The 13,916-nt window shown below is 68.0% G+C and carries 18 protein-coding genes and 1 tRNA gene; 12 read left to right on the top strand and 7 right to left on the bottom strand.

Annotated features, from left to right (window positions below):
* Nucleotides 1–2: 2 nt before the first annotated feature.
* The 3 genes from PARHAE_RS10785 to hisB all read right to left on the bottom strand — a co-directional run bounded on the left by PARHAE_RS10785 (nucleotide 3) and on the right by hisB (nucleotide 2,468).
* Nucleotides 3–1,145, bottom strand: coding sequence for a Hint domain-containing protein (locus PARHAE_RS10785; RefSeq protein WP_164555216.1), 1,143 nt, complete (start codon nucleotides 1,143–1,145; stop codon nucleotides 3–5).
* Nucleotides 1,146–1,251: 106 nt separating this feature from the next.
* Nucleotides 1,252–1,881, bottom strand: a complete 630-nt coding sequence (gene hisH, locus PARHAE_RS10780; protein WP_126154615.1) for an imidazole glycerol phosphate synthase subunit HisH — start codon at nucleotides 1,879–1,881, stop codon at nucleotides 1,252–1,254.
* Nucleotides 1,881–2,468: an imidazoleglycerol-phosphate dehydratase HisB gene (hisB, locus tag PARHAE_RS10775; protein WP_126154614.1), complete on the bottom strand. Its 588-nt coding sequence runs from the start codon at nucleotides 2,466–2,468 to the stop codon at nucleotides 1,881–1,883. The genes hisH and hisB overlap by 1 nt, the downstream gene beginning before the upstream one ends.
* 117 nt (nucleotides 2,469–2,585) lie before the next feature.
* Here hisB and PARHAE_RS10770 point away from each other — a divergent pair, with 117 nt between their 5' ends.
* The 3 genes from PARHAE_RS10770 to PARHAE_RS10760 are packed head-to-tail and all read left to right on the top strand — an operon-like array spanning nucleotide 2,586 to nucleotide 3,785.
* Complete coding sequence (locus tag PARHAE_RS10770) at nucleotides 2,586–3,062, top strand: hypothetical protein (RefSeq protein ID WP_206436931.1); 477 nt, start codon at nucleotides 2,586–2,588, stop codon at nucleotides 3,060–3,062.
* Nucleotides 3,062–3,424 carry a cell division protein ZapA gene (locus PARHAE_RS10765; protein ID WP_126154613.1) on the top strand — a complete coding sequence of 121 codons (363 nt, stop codon included), beginning with the start codon at nucleotides 3,062–3,064 and terminating at the stop codon, nucleotides 3,422–3,424. The genes PARHAE_RS10770 and PARHAE_RS10765 overlap by 1 nt, the downstream gene beginning before the upstream one ends.
* A 34-nt stretch (nucleotides 3,425–3,458) precedes the next feature.
* Nucleotides 3,459–3,785: a hypothetical protein gene (locus PARHAE_RS10760; RefSeq protein ID WP_126154612.1), complete on the top strand. Its 327-nt coding sequence runs from the start codon at nucleotides 3,459–3,461 to the stop codon at nucleotides 3,783–3,785.
* Here PARHAE_RS10760 and PARHAE_RS10755 read toward each other — a convergent pair.
* Nucleotides 3,763–4,536, bottom strand: a complete 774-nt coding sequence (locus PARHAE_RS10755; RefSeq protein ID WP_126154611.1) for an alpha/beta fold hydrolase — start codon at nucleotides 4,534–4,536, stop codon at nucleotides 3,763–3,765. The two genes, PARHAE_RS10760 and PARHAE_RS10755, sit on opposite strands and share 23 nt — an antisense overlap.
* A 56-nt stretch (nucleotides 4,537–4,592) precedes the next feature.
* Here PARHAE_RS10755 and PARHAE_RS10750 point away from each other — a divergent pair, with 56 nt between their 5' ends.
* Nucleotides 4,593–4,991, top strand: coding sequence for a hypothetical protein (locus tag PARHAE_RS10750; protein WP_126154610.1), 399 nt, complete (start codon nucleotides 4,593–4,595; stop codon nucleotides 4,989–4,991).
* Nucleotides 4,992–5,087: 96 nt separating this feature from the next.
* On the top strand, nucleotides 5,088–6,272 hold the full coding sequence (locus tag PARHAE_RS10745; protein WP_126154609.1) for an MFS transporter: 1,185 nt from the start codon (nucleotides 5,088–5,090) through the stop codon (nucleotides 6,270–6,272).
* On the opposite strand, the gene PARHAE_RS10740 is transcribed toward PARHAE_RS10745, so the two are convergent.
* Nucleotides 6,193–6,954, bottom strand: coding sequence for a DUF599 domain-containing protein (locus PARHAE_RS10740; RefSeq protein ID WP_126154608.1), 762 nt, complete (start codon nucleotides 6,952–6,954; stop codon nucleotides 6,193–6,195). The genes PARHAE_RS10745 and PARHAE_RS10740 overlap by 80 nt on opposite strands.
* 91 nt (nucleotides 6,955–7,045) lie before the next feature.
* Here PARHAE_RS10740 and PARHAE_RS10735 point away from each other — a divergent pair, with 91 nt between their 5' ends.
* Together PARHAE_RS10735 and PARHAE_RS10730 are read left to right on the top strand one after the other, a co-directional pair.
* Nucleotides 7,046–7,291, top strand: coding sequence for an HP1242/YdcH family protein (locus PARHAE_RS10735; RefSeq protein ID WP_126154607.1), 246 nt, complete (start codon nucleotides 7,046–7,048; stop codon nucleotides 7,289–7,291).
* 180 nt (nucleotides 7,292–7,471) lie between these two features.
* Nucleotides 7,472–7,924 (top strand): Hsp20 family protein, encoded by a 453-nt coding sequence (locus PARHAE_RS10730; RefSeq protein WP_126154606.1) that lies wholly within the window; start codon nucleotides 7,472–7,474, stop codon nucleotides 7,922–7,924.
* A gap of 83 nt (nucleotides 7,925–8,007) precedes the next feature.
* Here the strand turns inward: PARHAE_RS10730 and PARHAE_RS10725 are convergent.
* Nucleotides 8,008–8,083: transfer RNA gene (locus PARHAE_RS10725), tRNA-Ile, on the bottom strand.
* A gap of 105 nt (nucleotides 8,084–8,188) precedes the next feature.
* On the opposite strand from PARHAE_RS10725, the gene purM reads away from it, so the two are divergent.
* Both purM and purN read left to right on the top strand, forming a co-directional pair.
* A complete protein-coding gene (purM, locus tag PARHAE_RS10720; RefSeq protein ID WP_126154605.1) occupies nucleotides 8,189–9,229 on the top strand; it encodes a phosphoribosylformylglycinamidine cyclo-ligase in 1,041 nt (346 codons plus the stop codon).
* Entirely contained in the window at nucleotides 9,226–9,816 is a 591-nt protein-coding gene (gene purN / locus PARHAE_RS10715; protein ID WP_126154604.1) for a phosphoribosylglycinamide formyltransferase, read from the top strand. Before purM ends, purN begins: the two co-directional genes overlap by 4 nt.
* On the opposite strand, the gene PARHAE_RS10710 is transcribed toward purN, so the two are convergent.
* A complete protein-coding gene (locus PARHAE_RS10710) occupies nucleotides 9,813–10,424 on the bottom strand; it encodes a thiamine phosphate synthase (RefSeq protein WP_126154603.1) in 612 nt (203 codons plus the stop codon). The two genes, purN and PARHAE_RS10710, sit on opposite strands and share 4 nt — an antisense overlap.
* 68 nt (nucleotides 10,425–10,492) lie before the next feature.
* Between PARHAE_RS10710 and PARHAE_RS10705 the strand changes: the two genes are divergently transcribed.
* The 3 genes from PARHAE_RS10705 to PARHAE_RS10695 are packed head-to-tail and all read left to right on the top strand — an operon-like array spanning nucleotide 10,493 to nucleotide 13,889.
* A complete protein-coding gene (locus tag PARHAE_RS10705; protein WP_126154602.1) occupies nucleotides 10,493–11,221 on the top strand; it encodes an RNA methyltransferase in 729 nt (242 codons plus the stop codon).
* Between the two features lie 38 nt (nucleotides 11,222–11,259).
* Nucleotides 11,260–12,420: a heme A synthase gene (gene ctaA / locus PARHAE_RS10700; protein ID WP_126154601.1), complete on the top strand. Its 1,161-nt coding sequence runs from the start codon at nucleotides 11,260–11,262 to the stop codon at nucleotides 12,418–12,420.
* Nucleotides 12,417–13,889, top strand: coding sequence for a carboxypeptidase M32 (locus PARHAE_RS10695; RefSeq protein ID WP_126154600.1), 1,473 nt, complete (start codon nucleotides 12,417–12,419; stop codon nucleotides 13,887–13,889). The genes ctaA and PARHAE_RS10695 overlap by 4 nt, the downstream gene beginning before the upstream one ends.
* Nucleotides 13,890–13,916: the final 27 nt, after the last annotated feature.

Below are 13,916 nucleotides of genomic sequence, written 5' to 3'. Positions count from 1 at the left end.
CCTTACAGGGGTTCGACCAGGCGGCGCCGGCCCAGGTTGCGGCGCTGCCGTTCGGCGAGCTGCTGCGCCTCGCGCCCGGTCAGCAAGCGGCGCGCCGGCCGAGGGGGGCTGCCGCCGACAAGATCGGGGAACAGGGCGAAAATCTCTCTCCTCGCGGCGTCGCTGACGGATTTCAGCGCCTCGGATCCGGTGAACAGGCTTTCGGACCAGGCCCCGTTCGACAGCACGATCTCGTGCCGGTCGAACAACAGGTGGAAATAGGTGACGCCCCCGGCGGGAACCGTCACCTCGATCCCCGGCAGGCCGATCAGGTGCTTGGCGGCGACCAGGATTTCCCCGTTTTCGAACAGCCGGTCGGCGATTCGGGACCGCAGCAGCAGCCGGTGCTGCGGCGACACGACCAGATCGCGCGCGGGACTGTCCGCGCCCAGGGCGCCCGCCCGGATCAGGATCGGCCGCAGGTTCGGGCGCATCTCCAGCCCCTCGGGTCCGAGATGCGATCCGCCCAGCCACCGCAAGGGTTGCAACCCGCGATCCCGCGTCAGGATCATGTCGCCGGGGCGCAGATCCTCGACCCGGCGCGGGCCGGTGCCGGTCTCGATCGTGGTTCCCATGCCGAAGCAGGTCACGTTCACCGGATAGGCGGCGGAATCGTTGGCCCGGCCCAGGATCTGCACGCCCTTGACGGTGTACGAATTCGCCAGGCTGAAGGTGGGATAGGTGCCGTCGGCGCGCGCGACGGGCATCAGCAGGACCGAATACCGCCCGCCCAGTTCGGTGCCGACGGCGTTGGGGATCAGCTTGCGGGGAAACAGCGCCCTGAATTCGTCATGGCTGCCGTCGGGATTGGCCGTGGCGCTGCGGATGATGGTCGCGGTGTGGAAAGACAGCGGCGTTCCCGCCGGGGTGGGCTGCGCGTCCTTGCCGAACGTCACCGCCGTGGTCAGCGTTTGTCCCGTGCTGTCGGGGGCATAGCGGCCGCTTTGGAAATTTCCGTCGTCGTCGCTGAGGGTGATCGTCGACAGCGTGGCGCCGGGCATCGAGATGGCCGTGGTGATGTTCGACCACGGTGCCGGTTCGTCGGTGCCGGTAGGTTTCGTGGTGATCTGCTGACTGACGGTCAGCATCGTGAACTGGTAATCCATGCGCCTCGCCGCCTTGGCTGGACGGCCGGAAACGCGGCCGTCCCCCAAACGCATATCCGGCGATGGTTAACGAAGCGTTAATGTCGGTTTACCGCAAGGTAATCCGTCACGGCTTCCAGGCCAGGAAATTGGCGATCAGGCGCAGACCGACCGCCTGGGATTTTTCCGGGTGGAACTGGGTGCCGACGATATTGTCGCGCCCGACCACCGCCGTCACCGGCCCGCCGTAATCGACATGCGCCAGCAGATGCGCGGGGTCGTCCACCTGGAACTGCCAGCTATGGACGAAATAGGCGTGATCGCCGGTGGCGATGCCGTCCAGCACCGGATGGGGACGGTCGATCGCCAGATCGTTCCAGCCCATATGCGGCACCTTCAGGCCGGGCGCGGCGATCGCCTGAATCTGCCCGCCGATCCAGTCGAGGCCCGGCGTTTCCCGGTATTCATGGCCCGTCGTCGCCAGCATCTGCATTCCGACGCAGATCCCCATGAACGGCACGCCGCGGCCCAGAACCGCTTCGCGCAGCGCCTCGGCCATGCCGTCGACCTCGCCCAGGGCGGCGCGGCAGGCGGGAAAGGCGCCGTCGCCCGGCAGCACGATCCGGTCGGCGCGCGCCGCCACCGCCGGATCCGAGGTCACGACGACCTCGGCCCCGGCCTCTCGGCTCATCAGCTGGAACGCCTTTTCCGCGGAATGCAGGTTGCCGCTGTCATAGTCGATCAGCGCCACCCGCATCACAGCGCCCCCTTGGTCGACGGCAGCACGCCCGCCATGCGCGGATCGGGTTCCACCGCCTCGCGCAGGGCGCGGGCCACGGCCTTGAAGGCGGCCTCGGCGATGTGGTGGCTGTTGATGCCGTGGATGCGGTCCACATGCAGGGTGATCCCGCCATGCGTGGACAGCGCCTGGAAGAATTCGCGCACAAGCTGGGTATCGAACGTCCCGATCTTCTCGGTCGGGAAATCGACGTTCCACACAAGGAACGGCCGCGCCGACAGATCCAACGCGGCGCGGACCAGCGAATCGTCCATCGCCAGCAGGAAGCTGCCGTAACGGCGGATGCCCTTCTTGTCGCCAAGCGCGCGGGTCAGGGCCTGGCCGATGGCGATGCCGGTATCCTCGACCGTGTGGTGGTCGTCGACATGCAGGTCGCCCTTGGCGCGGATGGTCAGGTCGATCAGCGAATGGCGCGCCAACTGGTCCAGCATGTGATCGAAGAAGCCGACGCCCGTCTGGTTGTCATAGACGCCGGTCCCGTCCAGGTTCAGCGCGACCTCGATCTGGGTTTCGGCGGTGGTGCGGGTGATGGTGGCTTCGCGCATGGCAATGTCCTTTCGTCGGGTGCCTTATAGGCGTCCGTGCGGGGCGCGCCAAGCGGCAGGCTTGTCATGGGCCAGAGGCAATGCGACAACCGGGGAAACGCTACGAAAGGACCGCCGATGAGCGATATCTCTGTCAGCGAACGCCGCCTGAGTGCCGCATTGGACCGCATCGACCAGTTTCTGGATCGCGGCGGCCCGGTTCATGCGGGGCACGGCCCGGACCTGCGTGAAGACCTCGCGACGGCCCAGGCGCAGATCAGGATGCTGACGGATCGGTTGGGGCGGCAGGACATGGCCGAACAGGCCGCCCGTCTGGCCGCCGCCAATGACGACCTGATCGCCGCCAACCGCGCGCTGATCGAGGAAGCGGGCGGGGATATGGCCGAGGCGGTCAGCCGCGCGTTGGAGGCCGAGATCGAGGCCCTACGCGCCGCCCGCGCGGCCGAGGCGGCCCAGCTTGGCGCCCTGATGGCCGAGGTGGAACGGCTGCTGGCGGAAGACGCCGCCGCGCCCGTCGCCACCCCCGAAGCCGCAGGCGACGCGGGCGGCGTTCCCGAAAGCATCCAGGACGGCGGCATCGAGGAGGACAGGTAATGGCCGAGGTCGATTTCACCATCGGGCACAAGGAATATCGCGTCGCCGCCCAGGACGGAGAGGAACGGCTGCTGCAACGCGCCGCTGCGCTTCTGGACGCCGAGGCGCAGCAGATCCTGGCCCAGGCCGGCCGCACCCCCGAACCGCGCCTGTTGCTGCTGGCCGGGCTGATGCTGGCCGACCGCGTGGCGACGCTGGAAGAGCGCGCCGAAAAGGCCGAACGCCACCTGAACCGGCTGCAAGCCAATCCCCCGCGGGTCGAGGTTCCGGTCATCCCCTCCGACCTGAAGGAAGCCATGGCCGAACTGGCCGCACGGGCCGAATCCCTGGCCGAGCGGCTGGAGGATCAGGGCAGCCGTTAACCCGGCCTTAAGCATTCGGTGCCAGACAGGGGACATGCGTGCCCTTGTCCTGTTGCTGATCCTGTGCGCCTGCGCCAGTCCCTCGCCCCGGATGCTGGGGGCGTCGCGGCACGATGTCCGGCTGGAAGGAATCGACTTCGCGATCTTTCACAAGGACGAGGTGGCCGAGGTCGTGCGGATGACCTTTGTCGCACGCCCGTCGCGCCGGAACATTCCGGCGCTGATGGCCCAGGCCGCCGCCCAGGCCACAGGGTGCGAGGTGATCGCCTTCAGCGGCAAGGCCCTGGCGCCGCGCGATACCGGCGTGGTGCGATTCGACCTGGATTGCTGGGGCGCCCTCAGCCGTCGCCCAGATAGCTGATCAGGATCTGGGCTACCGCCTCGGGGGCGTCGGCGTGCAGCCAATGCCCTGCGCCCTTCACGCGCATCACCCGTGCCTGCGGGAAATACGTGCGCAGCGCCGCCTGCCCGGCATCGGTGACGTAATCCGACCGTTCGCCCGCGATCTCCAGCACGGAGCCGTCGAAGGCTGCGTGGGGAAGGCCCTCGGGCCAGCCGACCAGCCGGTCCATCTGGTCGCGCAAGGCGCCAAGGTTCAGCCGCCATGCCTTCGGATCGGATTTCAGATCCAGCGATTGCAGCAGGAAGGCCCTGACGCCCGGATCGGCGACCTGCCGCGCCAGGGCGGCGTCGGCGGCGCTGCGCCGGTCGATGGAGGACAGATCCAGCCCCTCCATCGCGTCGATCAGCGCGGTCTGGGAATGGCCGTATGCGACCGGCGCGATGTCCATCACCGCCAGCTTGCGCACCAGGCCCGGCTGCGACAGCGCCAGCACCATGGACGCCTTGCCGCCCATCGAATGGCCGACCAGATCCGCGCGCCCGCCCAGATCCCCGATCACCTCGGCCAGATCCCCCGCCAATGCCGGATAGCTGTGGTCGGCGTCGTGAAAGCTGTCGCCGTGGTTGCGCATGTCCACCGTCACCACGCGGCGCCGTTCGGCCAGCCTGCGGGCCAGCGCCCCCAGATTGCGGCCCTGGCCGAACAGGCCGTGGACCATCAGGACGGGCAGGCCGTCGTCGGTGCCGGTGATGCTGTGATTCAGTTTCATGGGGGCGATCCTAGATCGTCTGGCGCCCCCGGACCAGAGCGTCTAGACTGCGCGCCATGACACGACACGCAACCAGTGCCGATGACATCCGCGACATGGCGGACGAGGTGTCGCGCCTGATCGCCGCCCGGTTCGGCGGCGCGCGCCGGGGCGAAAGGCCGCCCTTGTCCGCGATGCTGCGCCGTCGGGGCGGGGCCTTGCCGCGCCGGTTGCGCAAGCAGGCCTGGACCCTGGCGCGGGCGGACGAGATGTCGGCCCAGCCCAAGATCGCGCGGCAACTGGATCTGGTCCGGCTGTCGCACGCCCATCAGGCGCTGACCGCCCATCTGCAACCGCTTGGGGAACTGTCGCGGTGGCGGGGCAGGGCGATCGGCTTCGCAGCCTCGGTTACGCTGGGTCTGCTGGTTCTGGCGGCAGGCGTGATCTGGATCATGCTGAAGCGCGGCCATCTCTAGCGGTTGCATTTCCCGCAGGGCGGGTTTACTGCGCGCAGGTCTTGCATTCCCAGCATTCGCTGGGATGTTAGGGCAAACCCCCACAGGAACGCGCGCATGACTGAACACGGAAATCTCCGCTATGCCATTCTGGCATTGGCGCTTGGCGCCTTCGCCATCGGCACGTCGGAATTCGCGGCGATGGGGCTTTTGCCCTATTTCGCAGGCGATCTGGGCATTACGGAACCGCAGGCGGGCCATGTCATCAGCGCCTATGCCCTGGGCGTGGTGATCGGCGCGCCGCTGACCTCGATCATGGGCGCACGGCTGCCGCGCAGGCGGTATCTGGCCGCGCTGATGGCGTTCTATGGGGTGATGAACCTTGCGGCGGCGGTGCTGCCGGGGCTGGCGGCGCTGACCGCGATGCGCTTTCTGGCGGGCCTGCCGCATGGCGGGTTTCTGGGGGTGGCGATGCTGTATGCGGCCGACGCCCTGCCGCGAGAGCATCGGGCGCGGGGCGCGGCGCAGGTCATCATGGGCCTGACCGTCGCCAATATCGTCGGCGTTCCCCTGGCCGGATGGCTGGGCCAGAGCGTCGGCTGGCGTTGGGGCTTCGCGTTGCCGGGCTTCATCGCGCTGCTGTCCGCCTGGCTGATCCTGAAGGTCGCCCCGCGCGTGGGCGGCAACCCCGACGCCCGGCCCTGGGACGAACTCCAGGCCCTGCGCAATCCGCGTGTGCTGTGGCTGCTGGCCGTGGGGGCCATTGGGTTCGGCGGCTTCTTCGCCGTCTATGCCTTCCTGACCGCCGCGATGATCGCCACCACCCAGGCCCCTGCCTATGCGATCCCGCTGGCGCTTGGCGTCTTCGGCGTCGGCGGCACGCTGGGTACCTGGGTCGCGGGGCGGCTGACCGAACGCGTGGGCCAGATCCGTGCCGCCTATATCAGCCTGGCCGCGATGGCCGCCACGCAGGGTTTTGCGTCCCTGGCGGTCGGCAACTGGCAGATGATGGTGCTGTCGTCCTTCCTGCTGGCGGCGGGGGCGGGGCTGGTGATCCCGCTGCAAACCCGGCTGATGGATGTCGCGGGCCGCGCGCAGAACATGGCCGCGGCGATGAACCACGCCGCCTTCAACGCCGCCAACGCGTTGGGACCGTTTCTGGCCGGTCTGGCGCTGACGGCGGGCTGGGGCTGGGCCTCCAGCGGCTATGTCGGCATCGCGCTTACGGCTGCGGGGGCCTTGGTGCTGACGATGGCGATCTGGCATGATCGGGCCAGCGGGGCGGTGGCAGACTGCGCATGATCACCTGCCGCGACGTGGAGGCGAATTCCCGCCGCCAGGTCACGAACAGCACCACGGCGGTGCCCAGCATCAGCACCCACGGCCCGCCCAGCCATCCCAGCGATCCAAGCGCGAAATAGACGCTGCGCAGCCCTGCGTTGAAGCTGCGCGCGGCGGTGATGTTGAGATCCGCCGCCTGCATGGCCCGGTCGCGCGCCATCGGATCATCCGGGTCGTTCGGCACAGCCGCCATCATGATCGCGCAATAGCCGAACAGCCGGTGCGACCAGACGAATTTCAGGAAGGCATTGACGACGAAGAACATCGTCACCAGCAGCTTCAGTTCCCACAGGATCTCTCCGCCGCCCTCCAGCGCCAGTTCCTGGGCCAGCCCGCGCAGTTTTTCGGTATTGCCGATCAGCGCCAGGATCCCGCCCGTCGCGATCATGCAGGCCGATGCGAAGAAGGCGGTGCCCTCGCGCAGGCTGGCCAGGATGTTGCCGTCGAAGATGCGCGGGTCGCGCGATAGGAAATGCAGCATCCATTCCCGCCGGAACCGGACCATCAGGACCGAGACCGAGGGCTTGCCCGCAGGCGGCCTTTCGGTGAACCAGCCGATGGCGAACCAGACGGCGAACAGCAGGGCCACCGCCGCAAGATCGGCGATGGGGATGCGGTCGGGAAGCGCAAGCGGGATGGTCATGGCCCCGGTTTAGGACGGGCCGCCCCATCTTGAAACCCCCTTCCGCCCCGCCTAGTCTGCCCGGACGGAGCGCGCAGGATCGGAGGACTTCATGGCTGCACCCCACGCCATTCACGAGGAATTTCCCCAGGATGCGGCGCGCATCCACGACCTGAAGCTGAAGGACGCGCATTTCGCGCGGCTTCTGGAGGAATACGATCAGGTCAATGATGCCGTTTATCAGGCCGAATCGCTGATTCAACCGACCAGCGAAGCCGCCGAGAAAGAACTTCGCCGCAAGCGCGCGCATCTGAAGGATGAAATCGCGCGGATGCTGTCTGCGCATTCCGCCGCCTGACCGGCGGTCCTGCCCGTCGCGATTGCGCGGCGGGCCTGCCGCAAAAAGCGCGCATTTCCCTCTTGAAGGGGGCAGGTCCAATCCTAGATCTTCGTTACCGGCGGCCATGATGGCGCCGGTTTCGACGGCCCGCCCGGCAATCGGGGGGCAAACCTGCATCGCTTGTAAAGGATGTGACCTATGCGCAATTTTGACCTGACCCCGCTGTATCGTGCCTCGGTCGGCTTCGACCGTCTTGCCGATGTGATGGACCGCGCCTTGTCGGCCGACGTGTCCGCCCCGACCTATCCCCCGTACAACATCGAAAAAACCGGCGAGGATGCTTATCGCATCTCGATCGCCGTGGCCGGTTTCGCGCCCGAAGACCTGAATGTCGAGGTTCGCGACGGCGCCGTGATCGTCTCGGCCCGCAAGGCGGAAGAGGACGACACCCGCACCTATCTGCATCGCGGCATCGCCACCCGCGCCTTCGAACGCAAGTTCACCCTGGCCGATCACGTCCGCGTCGACGGCGCCAGCCATGCCGACGGGATGCTGCATATCGACCTGGTCCGCGAAATCCCCGAGGCGCTGAAACCCCGCCGGATCGAGATCGCGAAATCCATCCCGAAGGTCGAAAAGCTGGATTCGTAAGACTCCGCGCGGCCGCTTCGGAAAGGCCCGAATGCCCGTCGGTCTCCCCGGCGGGCATTTTGCATCGGGCGACGCTTGGGGGATGGTAGGCCCGGAGGGACTCGAACCCCCAACCAAGGCGTTATGAGCGCCCTGCTCTGACCATTGAGCTACAGGCCCAGCGGTTTCCGGTTAATCGCGCGCGCCCCCTGGGTCAAGCGCGATCACCGTTGCCCCGGTTGGCGCCATCCGCTATCGGGGGCGCAAATCCAGCCGGGGGCCGCCATGACCAAGAACGGGATCAGCTATCGCGACGCGGGTGTCGATATCGACGCGGGCAATGCGCTTGTCGAACGCATCAAGCCCGCCGCCGCCGCGACCGCGCGTCCCGGCGTGATGGACGCGCTTGGCGGCTTCGGCGCGCTGTTCGATCCGCGCGCGGCGGGATACGACGATCCGGTTCTGGTCGCGGCGACCGACGGCGTCGGCACCAAGCTGCGCATCGCCATCGATACCGGCCATCTGGACGGCATCGGCCAGGATCTGGTCGCCATGTGCGTGAACGATCTGGTCTGCCAGGGGGCCGAGCCGTTGTTCTTCCTGGATTATTTCGCCACGGGAAAGCTGTCGGTGGACGAAGGCGCCCGCGTCGTCGAAAGCATCGCGCGCGGCTGCAAGGCGGCGGGCTGCGCCCTGATCGGCGGCGAGACGGCCGAGATGCCGGGCATGTATCACGACGGCGACTTCGACCTGGCCGGTTTTGCGGTCGGCGCCATGCAGCGCGGCACGGCGCTGCCCGCTGGCGTGGCCGAGGGCGACGTGCTGCTGGGCCTTGCCTCGGACGGGGTACATTCCAACGGCTATTCGCTGGTGCGCAAGGTGGCGGAGCGCGCGGGCCTTGGCTGGGACGCGGCCTCGCCGTTCAGCGATGGCGATCTGGGCGCGGCGCTGCTGACGCCCACGCGGCTTTACGTGAAACCCGCTTTGGCGGCGATCCGCGCGGGCGGCGTCCATGCCTTGGCCCATATCACCGGCGGCGGCATCACCGAAAACCTGCCGCGCGTCCTGCCGAAAGACCTGGGGGCCGAGATCGACCTGTCCTCCTGGACCCTGCCGCCGGTCTTCGACTGGCTGGCGCAGGCGGGCGGGATCGACCAGGCCGAGATGCTCAAGACCTTCAACAGCGGCATCGGCATGATCCTGGCCGTTGCCGCCGACCGTGCCGATGCGCTGGCCGATCTGTTGGCGGAGCAGGGGGAAACCGTGCACCGCCTGGGCCGAGTCACCGCAGGGCAGGGCCTGCGCTACAGCGGAACGCTTGCGTGAAGCGGGTCGCCATCCTGATCTCGGGGGGCGGATCGAACATGGTCCGCCTGGTTCAGGACATGCGGTCGGAGGACCATCCAGCCCAGCCGGTGCTGGTGGCGTCCAACGACCCCACCGCCGCCGGTCTGGCGAAAGCCGCAGCCCTGGGCGTGCCGACCGCCGCCGTGGATCACCGCGCCTTCAAGGGCGACCGCGCCGCGTTCGAGGCCGCCCTTCTGGAACCGCTGCTGGAGTCGCGCCCCGACATCCTCTGCCTGGCGGGCTTCATGCGCATCCTGACGCCCGGCTTCATCGACCGCTTCGAAGGCAGGATGCTGAACATCCATCCTTCTCTTTTGCCCAAATACCCAGGCCTGCACACCCATGCCCGCGCCATCGAGGCGGGCGATGCCGAGGCAGGGGCCACCGTCCACGAGGTGACGACCGATCTGGATTCAGGTCCGATCCTGGGCCAGGCGCGCGTTCCCGTCGAACCGGGCGACACGCCAGAAACGCTGGCCGCCCGCGTGCTGCAACGCGAACACCAGCTTTACCCGTTGATCTTGCGCCGCTTCGCGTCCGGGGCGCGCGAACGTTTCGACATCTAGCCCCACAGGGCTATCAGCGCCGCCACCGGATCCTCGGCCGACCAGATCTCGGGTCCGATGGCGATGAAATCGCTGACCGGCGACAGCTGCTCCAGCAAGGCGCGGGTGATCGCGCCCTCGGCCACGACCGGAACCTCGATCGTCTCGGACCACCACTGGAACACGTCCAAATCCACGGGATCGCCCCGATACAGGGCCGATGCGCCCACCGGGCCGAAGCTGACGTAATCCGCCCCGGCCTCGCCCGCGGTCATGCCGTCGTGGCGCGACGACCCGCAGAAGGCGCCGACGATGGCATCCGCGCCCAGTTCCTTGCGCGCATAGCGCACGGCCTTCGCGCCATCCGTCAGATGCACCCCGTCCAACCCGTGCCGCTGCGCCAGCACGACGTGATCGTCGATCACCACCGCCACGTCGCGGGCATGGGCGATCTCTCGGGCCAGGTCGGCCAGACGGCCCAACTCGTCCTCCTCGGCGCCCGCGCGGATGCGCAGGCAGGCCACCGGAAAGGCGTCCATCACCGCCGCAAGCTGCGGTCCCAGGGCCGAGGCCTGGGCGCCTGCGGGCGTCATCAGGTAAAGCTGCGGGGCGTCTTGGGCGTCTGACATGGCGGCACTCCTTTCGCTCGCCCATAGCGCAGCTTGCCGCCCGCCGCCAGACGGACTATCTGGCCACCATGCACAGCAATCGCCAGCCCGTCGTCATCCTCGTCCGCCCGCAGATGGGCGAGAATATCGGCGCCGCCGCCCGCGCCATGCTGAATTTCGGCCTGACCGAGATGCGGCTGGTCGATCCCCGCGACGTCTGGCCGAACCCGCGCGCCGTCGCCATGGCGTCCGGCGCGGCGGGGCAGGTTCTGGACCGCGCGCGCATCTATCCGACCCTGGCCGAGGCGATGGAAGGCATCGACTTCGCCTTCGCCACCACCGCGCGGGGACGGGAGCTGTCGAAACCCGTCCACACCCCCGCCACCGCAATGCAGATGGCGCGCGACCATGACGGGCGCTGCGCGATCATCTTCGGCCCGGAACGCACGGGGCTGGAAAACGACGACGTGGCCCGTGCCAACGCCATCGTGACGGTGCCGGTGAACCCCGATTTCCCCTCGTTGAACCTGGCGCAGGCGGTGCTGCTGATGGGATATGAATACGGCCGCGATCTGCTGCCCGCCGAGCCGTCCCCCCACCACGCCCGCCCCGAGGCCATCGCCCCGGCCGACCGGCTGGAGATCGAAAAACTGGGCGATCATTTCGAGGAACGCCTGACCGAGGCGGGCTTCTTCTTCCCCGAGACCAAGGCCGCCTCCATGCGGCTGAACCTGCGCAACATGTGGTCGCGCCTGGCCCTGACGCGGGGCGACGTGCGCATCCTGCACGGGATGCTGCGGCAGTTGACCCGGCGCTGACCCCCACCTACCCTCTGCCCGACCTGAAGGAGCAAGCGATGGCCAAGCGCCCCGTTTTCGAGGAAGTCCTTGACCCCACCGCCAGCAGCCGCCCCGTCGCCCGGACCGGCATGATCGACGCCGCCCGCAATGGCGCCTCTCGCGGCGCGCGGCGCGCGATCCGCATCTGGATGATGGTGCTGTTCGTGATGGTCCTGGCGATGATCGCCCTGGGCGGGGCCACGCGGCTGACCGGATCGGGCCTGTCGATCGTCGAATGGGCGCCGGTGACGGGCACCATCCCGCCGACCACACAGGCGGAATGGCAAGCGAAATTCGAGGCTTACAAGCAGATCCCCCAATATGTCGAGGTCAACCCGGACATGGATCTGGCGGGCTTCAAGCAGATCTACTGGTGGGAATGGTCGCACCGCCTGTTGGGCCGCCTGGTCGGCCTGGTCTGGGCGGCGGGCTTCGCCTTCTTCCTGGCGACCAGGCGCATCCCGACCGGCTGGACGCCGCGCCTTCTGGGCCTGGGCGCGCTTGGCGGGCTGCAAGGCGCCATCGGCTGGTGGATGGTCAGTTCCGGCCTGACGGAAGGCATGGTTCGCGTCGCCTCTTATCGCCTGGCCACGCATCTTGGCCTTGCCTTCGTCATCCTGGGCCTGATCGTGTGGTATGTCCTGCTGCTGGGCCGGACCGAGGCCGACCTGCTGCGCGCCCGCCGCGCCGGGGAAGCCAAGCTGTTTTCCATGTCCACCGGCCTGATGCACCTGGCCTTTTGCCAGATCCTGATCGGCGCGTTGGTCGCGGGCATCGACGCCGGTCGCACCTATACCGGCTGGCCGACCATGGGCGGGGAATGGATCCCGTCGCTGATCTGGGATGCCGCGCTTGGCTGGCGCAATCTGTTCGAGAACCCGGCCCTGGTGCAGTTCGTCCATCGCATGGTGGGATATCTGCTGGCGATCTTTGCCGTGGTCGTCTGGCTGCGCGCCCGCCGGTCGCCGCATCCCGTGACGCGGGGGGCCTTTACCGTCATGCTGGTGGCCGTTGCGGTGCAGGTTGGCCTGGGGATCATGAACGTGATCCACGCCTCGCCCTTGGCCTTGGCGTTGACGCACCAGTTGGGCGCGGTGGCGCTGTTCGCGCTGATCATCCGGGCGCGGCATCACGCGCGTTACCCGCATGAAACTTCGGTCAGGGGGACCATCCGATGACGGCCATCAACGACCTGCTTGCCTTTCAACGCCAGACCGAGGCGCTGTCTTCGATTGCCGAACGGCTGGGCTGGGACCAGGAAACCGTGATGCCGCGCGGCGCGGTCGAACAGCGGGCCGAGGAGATGGCCGCCATCGAAGCGGTGCTGCACGAACGCCGCACCGATCCGCGCATCGGCGAATGGCTGGAGGTCGCCGAGCCGCAGACCGAGGCCGAGTCGCGTTCGGTCGAACTGATCGCCCGCGATTTCGGCCGGGCCAGCCGCATCCCGGCGCGGCTGGCGCAGGAACTGGCGCGGACGACATCGCTGGCGCAAGGTATCTGGGCCGAGGCGCGGGCCAAGGACGCGCCCGAGGATTTCCTGCCGACGCTGGATCAGGTGCTGATGCTGAAGCGCGAGGAAGCGGCCGCCCTGGCCGAGGGCGGCGATTTGTATGACGCGCTGCTGGACGATTACGAACAGGGCATGACGGGCGCGGAAATCGCCGCCATGTTCGACGCCATGCGCCCGCGTCTGGTCGCGCTGCGCGAACAGGTGTTGGGTGCGGACAGTCAGCCGCAGCCGCTGACCGGCCATTTCCCGCAGGAAACCCAGATCCGGCTGGCCCGCATCTGCGCGACGGCCTTTGGCTATGACTGGACGCGGGGGCGGATGGACATCGCCGTCCATCCTTTCAGCAGCGGCCGCTGGCAGGACAGCCGCATCACCACGCGGGTGGTGGAGACCGATCCCTTCAACTGCCTCTATTCCACCATCCACGAGGTCGGCCATTCCAGCTATGAGCTGGGCATCGACCCGGATTACGCCTTCACGCCGCTGGGCCGGGGCGTGTCGATGGGCGTCCATGAAAGCCAGAGCCGCATCTATGAAAACCAGATGGGCCGGGGCCGGGCCTTCACCGGCTGGCTGTTCCACCGCATGTCGGACGCCTTCGACGGGCTGAACATCGCCGACGCGGATGCCTTCTATGCGACCGTGAACCGCGTCACCCCCGGCTTCATCCGCACCGAGGCCGACGAGGTGCAATACAACCTGCACATCATGATGCGCTTCGACCTGGAACGCGACCTGATCGCCGGGCGCCTGGGCGTGGACGACCTGCCCGAGGCCTGGAACGCCCGTTTCCTGCGCGATTTCGGCGTTGTGGTGGACCGCCCGGCGAATGGCGTCTTGCAGGACGTGCATTGGGCAGTGGGCCTGTTCGGCTATTTCCCGACCTATGCCCTGGGCAACGTCTTTGCGGGCTGCCTGAATCGGGCGATGCGCGATGCGGTGCCGGACTTGGACGCCTCGCTGGCGGCGGGCGATGCCGCGCCCGCCGTCGAATGGCTGCGCGAGACCGTGCAGCGCCATGGCGGGTTGAAGCGCCCGCGCACGCTGATCGAGGAGGCGACCGGCGGAGATGTGACGCCCGAGCCGCTGCTGGCCTATCTGGAACAGAAGTTCGGGCAGATTTACGATCTATGACGACAAAGGCCGGGCACCAGGCCCGGC

The organism is Paracoccus haematequi, from assembly GCF_900631945.1.
In the GTDB taxonomy this organism is placed as follows: domain Bacteria; phylum Pseudomonadota; class Alphaproteobacteria; order Rhodobacterales; family Rhodobacteraceae; genus Paracoccus; species Paracoccus haematequi_A.
This window is presented reverse-complemented; position numbering and strand designations above follow the sequence as displayed.